This is a genomic window from Streptomyces sp. WM6378 (assembly GCF_001279695.1).
Lineage (GTDB): Bacteria > Actinomycetota > Actinomycetes > Streptomycetales > Streptomycetaceae > Streptomyces.
Window position 1 is genome coordinate 51,214 of sequence record NZ_LGDD01000106.1, and the last position, 15,954, is coordinate 67,167.

At 70.2% G+C, this 15,954-nt stretch carries 11 protein-coding genes and 1 riboswitch; of the genes, 3 read left to right on the top strand and 8 right to left on the bottom strand.

The annotated features are described in order from the left end of the window. Positions 1-163 precede the first annotated feature (163 nt). The gene (locus ADK54_RS11605) at positions 164-565 is read left to right on the top strand and encodes a hypothetical protein (protein WP_053725536.1); all 402 of its coding nucleotides are present in this window, start codon (positions 164-166) and stop codon (positions 563-565) included. 319 nt (positions 566-884) lie between these two features. Continuing rightward, positions 885-4,631 carry a hypothetical protein gene (locus tag ADK54_RS11610; protein ID WP_053725496.1) on the top strand — a complete coding sequence of 1,249 codons (3,747 nt, stop codon included), beginning with the start codon at positions 885-887 and terminating at the stop codon, positions 4,629-4,631. Positions 4,632-5,125: 494 nt separating this feature from the next. Here ADK54_RS11610 and ADK54_RS11615 read toward each other — a convergent pair whose 3' ends face one another. Genes ADK54_RS11615 through ADK54_RS11630 form a run of 4 tightly spaced genes read right to left on the bottom strand, consistent with a single transcriptional unit; the run spans position 5,126 to position 10,498 of the window. Further along, the gene (locus tag ADK54_RS11615; protein ID WP_053725497.1) at positions 5,126-5,773 is read right to left on the bottom strand and encodes a thymidine kinase; all 648 of its coding nucleotides are present in this window, start codon (positions 5,771-5,773) and stop codon (positions 5,126-5,128) included. Positions 5,774-5,811: 38 nt separating this feature from the next. Then, positions 5,812-6,999 carry an alkaline phosphatase family protein gene (locus ADK54_RS11620; RefSeq protein ID WP_053725498.1) on the bottom strand — a complete coding sequence of 396 codons (1,188 nt, stop codon included), beginning with the start codon at positions 6,997-6,999 and terminating at the stop codon, positions 5,812-5,814. Further along, a complete protein-coding gene (locus ADK54_RS11625; protein ID WP_053725537.1) occupies positions 6,999-7,586 on the bottom strand; it encodes a DUF5998 family protein in 588 nt (195 codons plus the stop codon). The genes ADK54_RS11620 and ADK54_RS11625 overlap by 1 nt, the downstream gene beginning before the upstream one ends. A 38-nt stretch (positions 7,587-7,624) precedes the next feature. After that, positions 7,625-10,498 carry a GNAT family N-acetyltransferase gene (locus ADK54_RS11630; protein WP_053725499.1) on the bottom strand — a complete coding sequence of 958 codons (2,874 nt, stop codon included), beginning with the start codon at positions 10,496-10,498 and terminating at the stop codon, positions 7,625-7,627. A 152-nt stretch (positions 10,499-10,650) separates the two neighbouring features. Here ADK54_RS11630 and ADK54_RS11635 point away from each other — a divergent pair, with 152 nt between their 5' ends. After that, the gene (locus tag ADK54_RS11635) at positions 10,651-10,932 is read left to right on the top strand and encodes an HPr family phosphocarrier protein (RefSeq protein ID WP_053725500.1); all 282 of its coding nucleotides are present in this window, start codon (positions 10,651-10,653) and stop codon (positions 10,930-10,932) included. A gap of 157 nt (positions 10,933-11,089) precedes the next feature. Here ADK54_RS11635 and ADK54_RS11640 read toward each other — a convergent pair whose 3' ends face one another. The 4 genes from ADK54_RS11640 to ADK54_RS11655 form a co-directional block, all read right to left on the bottom strand. Then, a complete protein-coding gene (locus ADK54_RS11640) occupies positions 11,090-11,767 on the bottom strand; it encodes a GntR family transcriptional regulator (protein WP_053725501.1) in 678 nt (225 codons plus the stop codon). 209 nt (positions 11,768-11,976) lie between these two features. Continuing rightward, positions 11,977-12,741, bottom strand: a complete 765-nt coding sequence (locus tag ADK54_RS11645) for a M23 family metallopeptidase (protein ID WP_053725502.1) — start codon at positions 12,739-12,741, stop codon at positions 11,977-11,979. Positions 12,742-12,754: 13 nt separating this feature from the next. Further along, positions 12,755-12,914, bottom strand: a riboswitch (cyclic di-AMP (ydaO/yuaA leader). Between the two features lie 236 nt (positions 12,915-13,150). Then, on the bottom strand, positions 13,151-14,515 hold the full coding sequence (locus tag ADK54_RS11650) for a M16 family metallopeptidase (protein WP_078966316.1): 1,365 nt from the start codon (positions 14,513-14,515) through the stop codon (positions 13,151-13,153). 17 nt (positions 14,516-14,532) lie between these two features. Next, positions 14,533-15,870, bottom strand: a complete 1,338-nt coding sequence (locus tag ADK54_RS11655; protein WP_053725538.1) for a M16 family metallopeptidase — start codon at positions 15,868-15,870, stop codon at positions 14,533-14,535. Between the last annotated feature and the right edge of the window lie 84 nt (positions 15,871-15,954).

The window sequence follows — 15,954 nt, forward strand, 5'->3', positions numbered from 1 at the left end:
ACGACACCTACTGCAGGCGCCTCCTTGGCCGGAATTGAGACCGCCAGAATGAGGCCTTCCCGCCCGGCATGTCCAAGCACGCCCTGGGCCTTGTTCGAAATCGCTACGCCTGGACCTCGACGCTCCTATGGTGGGCACAGACGACGACTCAGGGAGCGTAACCATGGATCCGATTACGGCGGCCGCCCTTGCAGCACTGGCTGGAGGGGTCGGCGGGGAAGCCGGCCATCATGCGTGGCAAGGACTCACCGCGCTCGTCCGGCGGCCCTTCCGGCGTGGCGAGTCCGAAGAGACGCCCCCTGGTGTGAGTTCAAGCCAGCCGGAGCTCGCCTCGCTGGAAGCGGATCCCACCGATCCGATGCGAGCGCAGGCGCTGGCAACCGCCTTGGGCGTGCGGGCGGCGCTGGACGCCGAGTTCCGAGGCCTTCTCGAAGAATGGTGGCAGCGGGCGCAGACCGTGAGCTCAAGCGGCGAGGTCCACAACCACATCAGTGGGGGAACTCAGCGCGAGGTGCTCCAGGGACGGGATTTTTCTAACATCACGTTCAATGTTCCTACTGACTAGGGCAATTCCTCTTCCTGTTGTGCTTCCGCCGTTGGCGTCCCGACGGCGGAAGGTTCGAGGACGTCATAGGGACTGGGGTCCCCCGCAGGGTCATCCACCATCTCAGCCGAGCCCGCTGCATGCCACGCGTGAGGTCGGAGTCGGACTCCGCCGCCATGCGGCGGTGCCACGAAGCGACCAGTACGCCGCGTTGAGTGCAGCATCGTCGTTGATGGATTCACTGGTGAATTCCAGCTGCCGGAAGCTGACCGGTTGACTGCCCACCTCTCTTGCCAGAAGGACGCCCCTGGGCGCACTGGCCTCCGGCAGAATCGAGTGGGTGTCGAATTACATCGAAGGCGGGGAGTTCCACGGTCCGACGGTGCAGGCCGGGACCGTGGGCGAGTTGCATATTCACACCGCCGGTGCACGTGTCGACGGACAACTGCTTGCCGAGTCCGAGCCACCTTCCGCCGGGGATCAGATTGCTCACCGCGTCGACCTCGATCGCAAGGCGCTGGCTACGGCGCGCAGCATCCGCCGGACTACCGACGCCGCCGGGCTGCAGACTCCGTGGCTGCATACTCCGCTCAGCGATGTCCTCGAGGAGCTGGCCTCTCCCGGGACGGTCGCGGCTCGCATCCGGTTGGCGGCCGAAGCACTGCGGCGCTGGGTCGACTGGGATCCGCCTGCCGAAGGATTTCGACAGCCAACGGCCAAGCGGGTCGAATCAGCCCTCGCGGTGTGGCGTAGCCAGGAGGGCGACCGCGCGGAGTGCCTCCTGCGGATCGAGGAGCTGGCCACCATGCTCGAAGGCGTGCCGCCCGGGTCCGCCAGGGACGGCGGCAGCACCATCGGGCCGGTTCTGGAACTGGCGGCCTCAGCGGCGGAGGCCATGGGAGTCGTAATCCGTGAGCTGTGTGCGGCGTTCAAAGCATCAGGGCCGCATGACGATTTGCCTTTCGACCACGTTACTGCCGAGCGGAGGCTGTTCTCCGCGTTGCAGGAACTGCACGCATGCCAGCGTCGGCTGGCTGGTGTCGGCATCGACGCTTCCCTGCTCGCCCGAGCGACTGGTGCTCTGCTGATTGCCGGAGGGTGGGGCACCGGCAAGTCCTACGGCCTCGGGGCTTGGGCGGAGGCCCGGGTCGCGGCCGGGGCCCCGGTGGCGTTCGTCAGCGGCCGGGAACTCGGCGGCGAGCAGTGGGAGGAGGAAATCGCCGGCGTGGCTGCGCCGGGTGGTCGGGGTGGTCCCGTTCGGAACCTGCTGGCGGCGCTTCAAGGGCATGCCCGCGCCAGCGGGAAGAGTGCCACGCTGGTGATCGACGCCCTCAACGATGTTGCCGCTCTGCGCGGTCATGAGCTGGACGGGTTCACGTCCCTGACGGCATTGCTGAGGGAGTTCCCCGATGTCTTGCTCGTGGCATCCACCCGCCTGGACCGGCGCATGTCAGGGGACGAAGGTGCGGTCGGGGTTTACGGGATCCACTGGGCGAGCGGTGTGGCGGACCCGGAGAAGGCCTGGGAGCTCCTGCGGGATGTCTACCAGGTGCCCGCGCTGGTTCTTCCACCTGATGTCGCCGAACTGCGCCGCCCGCTGATGCTCACCGTGCTCGCCTGGTGCCTGCATCGCGAGCCTGACGAAGTGGATGGCGATGCACCCGTGCAAGTGCCCAGCATCGGCTACCTCTTCGAGCGGTGGATGAAGATCCTCGACGACGATTACTTCCGGTACCTTCATGGTCGGCCATCCGCCGTCGGCCAACCCTTGGTGAGCCGGGCCTGTGCACTCCTCGGCAAGCGTCTGGGGCTGCAAGATTCCCTCGACCACGGCTCGGCATGTGCGGCTCTGCGCAGCGCGCCTGAACTGGGAGAGCCCGTACAGCTTCTGGAATGGCTCTTCCAGGCGGGTGTCTTGGCATCGGATCCAAAGAATCAGCGGATCGGATTCGCTGTGCAGAGGTTCGCCGAGCACGTCTGGGCCCGCAACCTGATGGACGGACCCGAGCACCGGCGTCAGCTGTCTTCCCTGGTGAAAGATCTGTCCGGCCCTGATGAAACCGCCAATCGGGCCCACCGGTTGCTGTCGGCTCTGGCCGCCGTGGTGCCCTACACTCACCCGAAGAAGGAGCTCTCGCACTTCCTGCAGAAGCGGTTGCCATCGGCCGCCGTCATGGCTGTTCTGGATTCCCTCGAAGGCAGGGGTCGCGATCAGGTCACGGGCCAATCGCTCCGTTTCCTGAAGCGTTGGACGTCTGACCCCGAGCTGGCACCGTGGGTCTGGTACACAGTGCTGGTGAACTCGGCCTGCAGGGAACATCCAGCTGGTGCCAGCTTCCTCCACTCTGAGCTTCGCGGGCTGAAGAAGCACCAGTTGGCAAGCCGTTTCGTCGTTCCGATGCTGCACCTCTTGGAAGACCGCGACGGAATGGCGATGGTCCAGCAGTTCATTCGATGGGCGGGCTGTGGGGATGACGAGGTTCGGAAGAATGCCACAGATGTGACCAGAGTGCTGCTGTGGCTTGCTGCCATTCCCAGCCCTCCACTGCGCGCTCAGTGCGTGCGTACAGTGGCGCAGATCTGGCGGGATGTTCCCGGAGCGGCGATCGAACAAGTGGAGATCTTCGGGAAGCACCACGATTCGTACATTGCCGAGGCGAGTTGGCTGGCCGCCTACGGCGCACTGTTGCTGGGATGTGAGGCAGTTCCGGTGGAGCAGTGGAACGCCGTCATGATGCGTGACCAGTTCAGGGCACACAGAGGCGTCCAACAGACGATCTCCAGCTTGCGGACGTTGCTCTGGCCATCGTCTGCCCTGCCGTGCGAGGAGCCCCGGGTCCGACTGCCATGGGCTCCTCCGCTGCCGGTCTCGCGGCGAAGGCTGGAGCGGTGCGAGAGGTACTTCGGGTCGATGGTCGAGAAGACCGACAGCCATCCAAGGCGCTATCGGTGGCTGGTCCAGCGGTCCCGGATTCTCAAGCCGAGGCGGCTTGACGTAAAGATGCGCCGCCGGACGGGCTATCGCCTTGCGGAGTGGCCTGCCTACGCCCAGCAGCAGAAGGTCCTCGAGACCGTTCTGGCGGAATGGCACGGCACGACCAAGTCCGGCCTGGGCGGGCTGCGCGCTTGGTCCGAGCTCTCCGTGCTCGACCGGCGGCACGGGATCGACCCCACCGTCCCACCCGGGTGGCCGACGTCCTCGGCCCACCTGAGTCGGCGGTCCGACTCCTGGTGGTGTGCCTTGGTGGGCGAGAGTGACATCGCCGATGTGCTGAGAGGCATGCAGCCACCCCGGTTTGCGATGGTGCAAGACCCCGAGGGGGTGGCCTGGTATGTGCTGCGCGCCGAATACAACCTTGACCGGCCTGACGACGCGGAGAGAGAAGGCCAACTTCCGGTTCTCGTCACCGACCATTACACCGTTCTGCGACTGGACGGGGGCTCGTCGGCGCCCGCCAGACCGGGTACCGGCCAGGAGCATGTTCATGTGGAGGTGGAGACAGTCCTTGTGCGGAGCGACATGCGGGCGGGCGCCATCGCGACTGTGCTGGGTACTGGGGAGTCACCACGGCTGAGCGAGCGACTGCCGCCGCAGATGTACCTCGCGGAGTACTTCCGGCGACCAGGAGCCATCACAGGATCCTCATCCGGCAGTGAAACCACGTCCCCCAGCACGGCGGAATACGAGGATGCCTACCTCGTACGCCTGCCGGACGGTGCCAAGGGCAAGCCGGAGAACCGGGCGGTTCCATCACGGACGCTGACCGACCTATTGGACCTCCATTGGAGCGGCCGGCACCTCGACTTTCATCTTCCCGGGGAAGTCCAGCCCGCCCTCCACGACCCGGGCATCGACCGCCACGGACCTCCGGCCTTGCTGCTGGCGACGGCTGCCATGGACACGCTTGCCGCCAAAGGCTGGAACCTGGCTTGGAGAATCAGGGTGACCGAAAGCCATCGCTTCGGCCGGACGACCTGGACTGGTGTCTGCAGATTCAATGGCGAAGTCCTCTGCGGTCAGGAGGGCTTCGGTGAACGGAGCGGTGGTTGGCAGGTCGAACGTCACAACTACTGGCGCCAGTACTGACGGTCCCGGATGGGCGAGGGCGTTCTCAAGACTCGTCGACTGGAGTGCGCTGCTGAGACGCGGGGGCTTTCGGTACCGGGTGAACCTTCCCATTCCGGGGAAGCGTCGGCGCCGCGCGGACGTCACGTTCGTGCGCTGGCGGACCGCGGTGTTCGATGCGCAGGAGTGCCTTGCAACTGGGTCCCGGTGGTGCTGTTCACGACCCCGCTCGCCAGGGATCAATACCCGCACGAGGCCAGAGCAGCTGAAAGGCACTCGGAAGGCTGCGAGGATCGCTCGACCTATTGCAGCTGGGAAGTGCAGGTGGCAGCCGCTCTTCCACCTCGGGAGTTTCCCGAGAACCGCGGAACATTTAGGCGGCTGGTTGTCTGCCACGGCCGCTCGTGCTGGTCACGGGCATAACACCCCTACAGACACCAGGTGTCTAAGCACTTGGCCGCAGGCGCAGCCGTCCCGGAGGCATACCATCCCGGGAACGACGATGCGACGGGGTATCAGGCGTGGTTGACGGGGAGGACGTCCGGGGAGAGGGCGCCGGCCTGGGCCGAACCGCTCGTCATGCGGCGGCGGTGGTGGCGTCGGCACAGGACCTCGTAGCCGGTCTCCCCCGCCGGGCTCACGTCGCCGACCACCACCTGGGCGCCTTCGACGACCATCTCACCGTCTATCGTCCGGGCGTTGTGCGTGGCCCGGGCGCCGCACCAGCACAGGGCCTCCACTTGGAGCTGCTCGATCCGGTCGGCCAGCTCGATCAGGCGCTGGGAGCCGGGGAAGAGCTTCGTGCGGAAGTCCGTGGTGATGCCGAAGGCGAAGACGTCCATCTCGAGGTCGTCCACGATGCGGGCCAGTTGATCGATCTGGTCCGCCGCGAGGAACTGGGCCTCGTCCACGATCACGTAGTCCGCCTTGCCGCCCTTGGAGAGACAGTCGACGAGGTACGCGTACAGGTCCATGCCCTCGGACGCTTCGACCGCCTCCGTGACCAGGCCGAGGCGGGACGACAACTTGCCCTCACCTGCACGGTCGTCTCGCGTGAAGATCACACCCACCAGGCCCCGAGCCGACCGGTTGTGGGTGATTTGCAGAGCCAGAGTGCTCTTTCCGCAGTCCATCGTTCCGGAGAAGAACACCAGCTCGGGCATGGGAAGGTGACGGCCTTTCAGATGTGGGAGGGGGGTGGTTACGAGCGTACTTCGAGGAGCGGTACGAGCTGTTCCACCGGGGTCATCGAGCCGTGGTTGCCGACCATGAGGGACTCGTGGGGCTCTCGCCGCGAGGCGGTGATGACGACGTCGTCACGGGCCGCGGCGACCACGTCGCCGATCCGGCCGTAGACCCGCTCGTCGATGTGCGGGCCGAACCAGCCCGCCGCGATCGCCTCGTCGCGGCCGGCGACCCAGAACTGCTCGCCGAGCACCTCGCGCCAGCAGGTCAGCACGTCCGAGGCGGCGCCCGGCACGGCGTAGACATGGCGGGCCCGGCCCTCGCCGCCGAGCAGGGCGACGCCCGCACGCAGCTCCCAGTCCTCGTCGAAGTCGATGCGGGACTGCTCGTCGAACGGGATGTCGATCATGCCGTGGTCGGCGGTGATGTACAGGGCCGCGCGCGGCGGGAGCTGTTCGGCCAGGCGCTGGGCGAGCCGGTCGACGTACATCAGCTGGCCCCGCCAGGCGTCCGAGTCGACGCCGAAGCGGTGACCCTTGCCGTCCACCTCGGAGTAGTACGTGTAGACCAACGACCGGTCCCCGGCGGCGAGTTGGGCCGCCGCGAGGTCCATCCGCTCCTCGCCGGAAAGACGGCCGCGGAAGCTGCCGCCGCTGAGCGCGATCTTGGTGAGCGGGGTGTGCTCGAAGTCCGGCGAGGAGACCTGGGCGGTGTGCACGCCGTCCTGGTCGGCGAGCTGGAAGACGGTGGGGTACGGCTGCCAGGCGTGCGGGTCGGTCCACGGCTTCCAGCGGAGCTGGTTCATCAGCTCGCCGCTGTCGGGGTTGCGCGCGGTGTAGCCGGGCAGGCCGTGCTCGCCGGGGGCCAGGCCCGTGCCGACCGAGGCGAGCGAGGTCGCGGTGGTGGCGGGGAACCCGGCGGTTATGGGCCGCCCGGTGCCGCCGCGCGAGGTGCCGAGCAGGGAGTGCAGATACGGGGCCTCGTCCGGGTGGGCCTTGATCTGCTCCCAGCCGAGGCCGTCGATCAGGAAGACGCAGTTGCGGTCGGCGGGGGCGAGCCCGGCGATGCGCTCCTCGAATCCGGGTACGCCCTGGCCCGCCACGAGGGTGGGCAGCAGATCGGCGAGCGATCCGGTGCCGTACTCGGGGACGGGTGCGGTGTCGAGGGCGAGGGGTTCGGGGTCCTGCCAGGCGGGCTGGGCCATCAGCGGCCGGTCGCCGCGGTCGCCTCGGACAGCGCCTGGGCGAAGGCCAGGGTCTGGCGGACCGTGTCCGGGCCGTCGCCGGCCTCGCTGACCCTCAGGCTCAGGTCGTCGGCGGTGGAATTGCCGGTGTAGCCGTGGTCGGCGTCGCAGTTGGGGTCGCCGCAGGCGGCGGGCTCCAGGTCGATCCGGGCGACCGCGCCCCAGCCGATGGTCAGGACGACCTCGCGGGGCAGCGTGCCCGGGGTGTACGACTCGGGGTTGGCGACGACGCGGCTCACCACGACCGACGAGATCCGGCCGAGCTTCACGGACTCCGTGGAGGTGGTCGCGTACGGCGTCGGGGAGCTGGTGTCGGCGTTCTGCTCGTCGGTGTGGCTGACGATGAAACGGTTGTCCGTGAGCACGAGGACCGTCACATGGCGGCGTACCTCGTTGGCGTCGAACGTGGTCTCCTGGTGCACCAGGTACGACGCGATCGGCTCCCCGCCGACCGCGGCCTCCACCGCCTCGGCCACAAGGGCCGGGTAGTAGCCGCTGCGCTCGATCGCCGCGCGGAGCCCCTGGGTCGTCGTACCGGTCTTCGCCATGGGGTCCATCTTAAGCTGCCGCAGGGGGCGGACGGCCCTCAGTAGCTGGGCAGGCGTCTGGGGCCGAGGTCTGTGCGGGGCGGGGCGGGGGCGAGGCGGACCGTCGCGCCGAGCACCGAGAGGCCGTGCTGGGCGACGATGACGGGCTCCAGACCCACCGCGACCACCTCGGGATGGTCGTCGACCAGCCGCGACACCCGCAGCAGCAGCTCTTCGAGCGCCGCGGTGTCGACCGGCGCGGAACCCCGCCAGCCGAACAGGAGCGGCGCCGTCCGGATGGATCGCAGCAGCTCGGCCGCGTCGCGGTCGGTGGCCGGAATCAGCCGGTGCGAGGTGTCGCCGAGCAGCTCGGAGGCGGCGCCCGCGAGTCCGAAGGACAGCACCGCGCCGACCGCCGAGTCGATCGAGGCGCGCACGACGGTGTCCACGCCGCGCGGGACCATGGCCTGGACGACGGGCGCCAGCTCCTCGGGCTTGCCGAGGGTGGCCGTCAATTCGGCATATGCACGGGCGAGTTGGTGCTCGTCCGCGAGATCCAGGCGTACGCCGCCGAGGTCGGGGCGGTGGCGCAGATGCGGGGCGGTGGTCTTCAGGGCGACGGGGTAGCCGAGGCGGCGGGCGGCCGCCACGGCGTGCGCCGCGTCCGGCGCGGGCAGCGTCGGGCGCACCGGGATGCCGTACCGGCCGAGCAGTTCCTCCGCGTCCGACGCGGTCAGGGTCGTGCCGCGGGGGTCGGGCGCGGGGCCGAGGAGGCGCTCGATCAGCGCGGCCGCGCCCGCCTCGTCGATGTCCTCGTACTCCCCCACCTTGCCGGGGTCCGCCGCCTCGCGGCGCCAGCGGGCGTAGCGGACCGCTTCGGCCAGCGCCCGGACCGCTCGCTCCGCGGCGGGGTAGGCGGGGATTCGGGTTGCCTCGCGGGGTGGCCCGCCGAGGGGAGTGCTGAGGCTCTGCCCCAGCCCCGGCCCCCGCTCCTCGGTCTCCCCCGGGGAATTCGTCCGGGAGGGACCCCCGGGGGCTGGATTCGGCGGGGTCTGGGGCGCCCGCTTGTTCACCGTGCGGGCCGCCGCCGACAGCGCCTCCGCCAGGCCGCCGATCTCCACGTGGACCACCGCCACCGGCTTCGCCGGGGCCGCGGCGGCCGCCTCGCGCAAGGCATCCGCGAGGACCTGGCCGTCGCCGGATTCCATCGCTCCGTTCTCGCCGACCCAGGGGATCGCCGTCACCACGACCGCGTCGCAGGCGTCGTCCGCGAGGGCCGCCGCCAGGGCCGCGCGGAAGTCGGCCGGAGTCGCCCCCGTCGTCAGATCGAGAGGCCTCAGCGGGCGCAGGCCTTCGGTCAGGCAGGCGTCGTACGTCAGCAGGCCGAGCGATTCGGAGTTGCCGAGGATCGCCACGCGCGGGCCCGCGGGCAGCGGCTGGCCCGCGAGCAGCAGGCCCGCGTCCACGAGTTCGGTGACGGTCCCGACCAGGATGACGCCGGCCTGGCGCAGCAGCGCGGAGACGGTGGCGTCCGGCACCCGGGTCACCGGGACGGCGTGCCCCGGCGGCGTCGTGCCGCTGTGCCGGGCGCCCTTGACCACGACGACGGGCTTCGCGGCGGCGGTGCGCCGGGCGAGCCGGGTGAACTTCCGCGGGTTCCCGATGGATTCGAGGTAGAGCAGGACCACATCGGTGGCGGGGTCCTCGTACCAGTACTGGAGGAAGTCGTTGCCGGAGAGGTCCGCGCGGTTGCCGGAGGAGATGAACGTGGACAGGCCCGCGCCGCGCCGGTAGAGGCCCGACAGGAGGGCTATGCCGATCGCGCCGGACTGGGTGAACAGGCCGATCCGCCCCGCGGCCGGCGGCTCGGGCGCCAGCGAGGCGTTCAGCCGCACCCCGGCCGCGGTGTTGATGATCCCGAACGCGTTGGGGCCGATCAGCCGCATCCCGTACGAACGGGCCTGGCGGACCAGGGCGCGCTGGCGCTCCCTGCCGTCCGGGCCGCTCTCCGCGTAGTCGGCGGCGAGGACGACGAGGCTCTGGACGCCGTGCTCGCCGCAGTCGGCGACCGCTTCCGGCACTCGTTCGGCGGGCACCGCGACGATCGCCAGGTCGACCGGTTCGCCGATCGCGCCGACGGAGGGGAAGGCGGGGACGCCGTCGAGCTCGCGCCGCTCCGGGCCGAGCGCCTTGTTCACGGCATAGGTGCGTCCGGTGAACCCGGCGTCCAGGAGGTTGCGCAGGACCGTGCGACCGACGCCGCCGGGGGCGCGGCCGGCGCCGATGACCGCGACCGAGCCGGGCGCGAGGAGGCGCTGCACGGATCTCGCCTCGGCGCGGTGCTCGCGGGCGCGCTGCACGGCGAGCGACTCGGCGGTGGGTTCCAGGTCGAGGGTGAGGTGGACCGAGCCGTCCTCGAAGGACCGCTTCTGCTGGTAGCCGGCGTCCGTGAACACCTTGATCATCTTGCTGTTGGCGGGCAGCACCTCGGCCGCGAACCGTCGGATGCCCCGCTCGCGGGCGACGGCCGCGATGTGTTCGAGCAGCGTGGAGGCGACGCCCCGGCCCTGGTGCGCGTCCTGGACGAGGAAGGCGACCTCGGCCTCGTCGGCGGGGGCGGAGGCCGGCCGGCCCAGGGCGTTGATGCGGTCGTAGCGGACGGTCGCGATGAACTCGCCGCCGACGGTGGCGGCCAGGCCGACCCGGTCGACGTAGTCGTGATGGGTGAAGCGGTGGACGTCCTTCGCGGAGAGGCGGGGGTAGGGCGCGAAGAAGCGGTAGTACTTCGACTCGTCCGAGACCAGCTCGTAGAAGGAGACGAGCCGCTCGGCGTCCTCGGTGGTGATGGGCCTGATGCGCGCGGTGCCGCCGTCGCGGAGCACCACGTCGGCCTCCCAGTGAGCCGGGTACGCGGGGTCGGACGCCGTCGTCATACCGAAAGCGTACGGGTCGCGGGGCCGTACGGGGCGGGGCAAGGTGGACAGGGCCGATCGGCGGCGCACCGGGGCCTAAGGTCGGTACGAGCACCGCGCACCACATGAGAGACTGGTCTAGACAACCGTCAGAGATTTCGAAGGGCAACACCATGGCTGAGCGCCGCGTCAACGTCGGCTGGGCCGAGGGCCTGCACGCCCGCCCCGCGTCCATCTTCGTCCGTGCCGCCACGGCTGCCGGAGTCCCCATGACGATCGCCAAGGCCGACGGCAACCCGGTCAACGCCGCGTCCATGCTCGCGGTGCTCGGTCTGGGTGCGCAGGGCGGCGAGGAGATCGTGCTGGCCTCCGACGCCGAGGGCGCGGACGTCGCTCTCGACCGGCTGGCCAAGCTGGTCGCCGAGGGTCTTGAGGAACTCCCCGAGACCGTCTGATCCGGTCGACGGCACGTCCCGTCACATCGAAGGACCGCGGAACCCGAATTCGGGCTCGGCGGTCCTTTCGTTTCCCAGTAATGCGCGTGCGGGAAACGAATTGCGGGCAGCGCGATGCGGCACCCCTTATCGCCTTTCTTTGTATACGGCCGTGCTGTTAAGTGCGGGCGCTCGCGGTGTTTACGGCATGTTGCGAAGTCCTCACGGCCGCGGGCCCGCGCAGCCGATGGGCGGAAAAGGATCGCTCCGCGTGCAGGGCGGTTAGCGAACGGGCGCGTTCGGCGTCGCCGCGGGCCACCGCGTCGGTGATCGCGCCGAGTTCGGCCCAGGCCTCGGCCGGGCGGGCCGGCGCCTCGACCGCGTACATCCAGGCGACCTTGTGCCTCAACTGCGTGAGCAGCGCGATGAGTCCGGGGCTCGCGGAGGCCTGGGCGAGCGTCTCGTGGAACCAGCCGCCCAGCGAGCGCAGGTCCTCGCCCTGGCCGCGCCGGGCCCGGTCCTGACCCAGCCTCACCAGGCCGCGCAGCACCTTGAGATGAGCCTCGCTGCGGCGCCCGGCGGCCCGGGCCGCGGCCAACGGCTCAAGCACCAGACGGAGTTCGAGGAGGTCGGCCGCCTCAAGGTCGGTGGGCTCGGCCACGCAGGCGCCCGCATGTCTGCGGGTGGTGACGAACCCCTCGGACTCCAGGGTGCGCAGGGCCTCGCGGACCGGGACGCGCGAGACTCCGTAACGGCGTGCGAGGACTTCCTCGGTGAGCCGGCTGCCGCGCTCGTGGACACCCGAGACGATGTCGTCGCGGATTGCCGTGCATACCGAATGCGCCGGAATGCGCATGGCCGAACCTCCGCCTTAATCCCCGCGAAACGCGGTCGGGCAACGCCTGTTCCGCGACTCTATGGCAGGCCTTGTTAATTCCCGGTGACGGGCCGGAACCAATGGATATCTTTTGGCCAATACCGAAGGCCCCCGGCAGCGTGCCGGGGGCCATCGGTGTGCGCGCGGGCGCTTCGGACGTCTCGTACGCCTCGGATGTCTCGTACGTCTCAGACGCTGACGCCGTGCGAGCGCAGGTAGGCGACGGGGTCGATGTCCGAGCCGTAGTCCGGGCCGGTGCGGGCCTCGAAGTGGAGGTGCGGGCCGGTGGTGTTGCCGGTGTTGCCCGACAGGGCGATCTGCTGGCCCGGCTCGACGGGCTGGCCGACGGAGACCTGGATGACCGAGAGGTGGCCGTACTGGGTGTACGTGCCGTCGTTCATCTTGATCACGACGTTGTTGCCGTACGCGCCGCCCCAGCCCGCCTCGACGACGGTGCCCAGACCCACGGCGTGCACCGAAGTGCCGCTCGCCGCATGGAAGTCGATGCCCGTGTGGCTGCCGGAGGACCACAGCGATCCGCCGGTCTTGTAGCCGGTGGACACATAACTGTCGGATATGGGGGCCACGAAGGTGTTGAGGCGCTTGCGCTCGGCTTCGCGCGCCGCGCGCTCCTTGGCCTCGCGCGCCTCCTTGGCCCGCTGTTCGGCCTTCGCCTTGGCGGCGGCCTCGGCCTCCGCCTTCGCCTTGGCCTTCGCGGCGGCCTGCTTCTGCGCGTCGGCCTGGGCACCCACCTGGTCGGCGATGGTGTCGCCGATGACGATGGCCTGGGTCAGGCCCGTGTCGGCGGCGGCGGACGGAGCCGCCACGGCCGGGGAGGCGAGGGTGCCCACGACTCCGGCGGTGGCGAGGGTGGCGATGCCCGCGATGTTCGCGCTGCGGCGCGTCATACGGCTGGGCGCGCGATGCTTCCCGGTGGCACGGGTGAACGCCATGAAGTGGCGGTGTCCTTTCCTTCCATCTCGCCTACCGGGTTAGCTGACGGGTTCGGAGCAGGAAGGTCTCCTACGGGCTCCTCCGCGGGCGGAGGCGTCCGATTCACCCCAGGGACTGAGTGGGTCCCCGGCTCCCCAGGCTCGCGCCTTCGGGGACTCGGCGATCACTGTCCGGTGCCGCGGCTGCGACGGGTGGTGACGGACAGCGGGAACGACGCTAGACGGCTGATCTTTCAATCACCAAACAGACACCGGTTTTTGTAGCGCACGCCACATGACAGACAGGCAACCTCCCCAACAAACCGGACATTGCGCCGGACATCAGGAGGACCCCGGCAGCGCATCCGCCACCGGGGTCCCGTGCCCTTTGGCCGTCCGGGTGCCTCGACGGGCCCGGACGGTTCCTCAATCAGCCTGCTACGACGGTCACTTCACCGATTCCGAGCGCCCTGACGGGCTCCTCGATCTGTGCCGCGTCGCCCACCAGGACCGTGACGAGCCGGTCGGCCGGGAAGGCGTTGACGACGGCCGCCGTCGCCTCCACGGTGCCGGTTTCCGCGAGCAGCGCGTACAACTGCGCCTGGTAGTCGTCGGGCAGGAACTGCTCGACCTGGTCGGCCAGCGTCCCCGCGACGGCCGCCGCGGTCTCGTACTTGAGCGGCGCGACGCCCACCAGGTTCTGCACGGCCGTCTCGCGCTCGGCGTCCGTCAGACCCTCGGCCGCCAGCGTGCGCAGCACCTTCCACAGGTCGTCGAGGGCCGGGCCGGTGTTCGGGGTGTCGACCGAGCCGCTGATGGCGAGCATGGCCGCGCCGCCGTCCGGGCCCGAGCGCAGCACCTGGCCGAACGCGCGAACGCCGTAGGTGTAGCCCTTCTCCTCGCGCAGGACGCGGTCCAGGCGCGAGGTGAGGGTGCCGCCCAGGCAGTACGTGCCGAGCACCTGGGCCGCCCAGACCCGGTCGTGCCGGTCGGCGCCGATGCGGCCGATGAGCAGCTGCGTCTGGACCGCGCCGGGGCGGTCCACGATGACGACCCGGCCGGTGTCGTCGGCGGTGATCGGCGGCATGGGGCGCGGCTCGGCCGTGTTGCCGGTCCAGTCGCCCAGGGTGTCCGCGAGGATCGCGTCGAGGTCGGTGCCCGCCAGGTCGCCGACGACGACGGCGACCGTCGTCGCCGGGCGCACGTACGCCTCGTAGAAGGCGCGCACTGCGGCCGCGTCGATGGCGGCGACGGTCTCCTCGGTGCCCTGGCGGGGCCGGGACATGCGCGCGGAGGCCGGGAACAGCTCCTTGGAGAGCTGCTTGGCGGCCCGCCGCGACGGGTTGGCCTGCTCGTGCGGGATCTCGTCGAGCCGGTTGCGCACGAGCCGCTCGACCTCGGAGTCGGCGAACGCGGGGGCCCGCAGCGCCTCGGCGAGCAGCGAGAGCGCCTTGGGCAGTCGCGAGACGGGCACTTCGAGGGAGATCCGGACGCCGGGGTGGTCGGCGTGCGCGTCGATGGTGGCGCCGCACCGCTCCAGCTCGGCGGCGAACTCCTCGGCCGAGTGCTTGTCGGTGCCCTCGGTCAGGGCGCGCGCCATGATCGTGGCGACGCCGTCGAGGCCCTCGGGCTCGGCGTCCAGCGGGGCCGCGAGGAAGATCTCCACGGCGACGACCTGCTGGCCCGGGCGGTGGCAGCGCAGCACGGTGAGGCCGTTGGCGAGCGTGCCGCGCTCGGGGGCCGGGAAGGCCCACGGCGTGGCGGTGCCGGCGGCCGGCTGCGGGTGGAACTCCATGGTCACGACAGCGTCCGTCACTGGCCCGCCTCTTCCTCTTCGTTGCCTGCCTCGGGTGCCTCGGTGGGCTCGTACACCAGGACCGCCCGGTTGTCGGGGCGCAGGGTCGCGGCGGCGACCGCCTTGACCTCTTGTGCGGTGATGTCCAGGACGCGGTCCACGGCGGTCAGGGCGAGCTGCGGGTCGCCGAACAGCACGGCGTACCGGCACAGTTCGTCGGCGCGGCCGGCCACGGTGCCGAGCCGGTCGAGCCACTCGCGCTCCAACTGGGCCTGGGCGCGCTCCATCTCCTCCTCGGTCGGGCCCTCCTCGGCGAACCGGGCGAGCTCCTCGTCGACCGCGGCCTCGATGTCCGGGACATCGACGCCGGCCGACGTCTTGACGTCCAGCCAGCCGAGCGAGGGGGCGCCGGCGAGCCGCAGCAGGCCGAACCCGGCCGCGACGGCGGTCTGGTCGCGGCGGACCAGGCGGTTGTGCAGCCGGGAGGACTCGCCGCCGCCGAGGACGGTCAGCGCCAGGTCGGCGGCGTCGGCCTCGCGGGTGCCGTCGTGCGGCAGCCGGTAGGCGGCCATCAGGGCGCGCGCCGGCACGTCCTCCTCGACGACCTCGCGCAGCTGCCCGCCCATGGTGTCGGGCAGCGCGCCGTCGCGCGGCGGCTGCTTGCCGTCGTGGGTGGGGATGGAGCCGAAGTACTTCTCCACCCAGGCCAGCGTCTGCTCGGGGTCGATGTCGCCGACCACCGCGATCACCGCGTTGTTGGGCGCGTAGTACGTACGGAAGAAGTTCCGGGCGTCTTCCAGCGTCGCCGCGTCCAGGTCGGCCATCGAGCCGATCGGCGTGTGGTGGTAGGGGTGGCCCTCCGGGTAGGCGAGGGCGGTCAGCTTCTCGAAGGCGGTGCCGTAGGGCACGTTGTCGTAGCGCTGCCGGCGCTCGTTCTTGACGACGTCGCGCTGGTTTTCCATCGACTCCTCGTCGAGGGCTGCGAGCAGCGAGCCCATGCGGTCGGCCTCCAGCCAGAGCGCGAGCTCCACCTGGTGGGCGGGCATGGTCTCGAAATAGTTGGTGCGCTCGAAGCTGGTGGTGCCGTTCAGCGAGCCGCCGGCCCCCTGCACCAGCTCGAAGTGGCCGTTGCCGTGCACCTGGTGGGAGCCCTGGAACATGAGGTGCTCGAAGAGGTGGGCGAGGCCTGTGCGGCCCTTGACCTCGTGGCGCGAGCCGACGTCGTACCAGAGGCACACCGCGGCGACCGGGGTCAGGTGGTCCTCGGAGAGCACCACGCGCAGGCCGTTGGCCAGTCGGTGCTCAGTGGCTGTCAGACCGCCGGAGCCGGCCTGCGCTGTGGCCGTGTGACCCATGGGCATGTACGTCCCTTCGTTCGCGATGTGCAGTACTGCGAGGTGAAGTACTGGCGGGGGAAGTCCTCAAGTGAAGAAGTCCTG

What these genes read in the sequence shown, in the direction of transcription:
- ADK54_RS11605 (WP_053725536.1), top strand. Translation starts at nt 164, where the DNA reads ATGGATCCGATTACGGCGGCCGCCCTTGCAGCACTGGCTGGAGGGGTC.
- ADK54_RS11615 (WP_053725497.1), bottom strand. Translation starts at nt 5,773, where the DNA reads ATGCCCGAGCTGGTGTTCTTCTCCGGAACGATGGACTGCGGAAAGAGC.
- ADK54_RS11620 (WP_053725498.1), bottom strand. Translation starts at nt 6,999, where the DNA reads ATGGCCCAGCCCGCCTGGCAGGACCCCGAACCCCTCGCCCTCGACACC.
- ADK54_RS11625 (WP_053725537.1), bottom strand. Translation starts at nt 7,586, where the DNA reads ATGGCGAAGACCGGTACGACGACCCAGGGGCTCCGCGCGGCGATCGAG.
- ADK54_RS11630 (WP_053725499.1), bottom strand. Translation starts at nt 10,498, where the DNA reads ATGACGACGGCGTCCGACCCCGCGTACCCGGCTCACTGGGAGGCCGAC.
- ADK54_RS11635 (WP_053725500.1), top strand. Translation starts at nt 10,651, where the DNA reads ATGGCTGAGCGCCGCGTCAACGTCGGCTGGGCCGAGGGCCTGCACGCC.
- ADK54_RS11640 (WP_053725501.1), bottom strand. Translation starts at nt 11,767, where the DNA reads ATGCGCATTCCGGCGCATTCGGTATGCACGGCAATCCGCGACGACATC.
- ADK54_RS11645 (WP_053725502.1), bottom strand. Translation starts at nt 12,741, where the DNA reads ATGGCGTTCACCCGTGCCACCGGGAAGCATCGCGCGCCCAGCCGTATG.
- ADK54_RS11650 (WP_078966316.1), bottom strand. Translation starts at nt 14,515, where the DNA reads ATGGAGTTCCACCCGCAGCCGGCCGCCGGCACCGCCACGCCGTGGGCC.
- ADK54_RS11655 (WP_053725538.1), bottom strand. Translation starts at nt 15,870, where the DNA reads ATGGGTCACACGGCCACAGCGCAGGCCGGCTCCGGCGGTCTGACAGCC.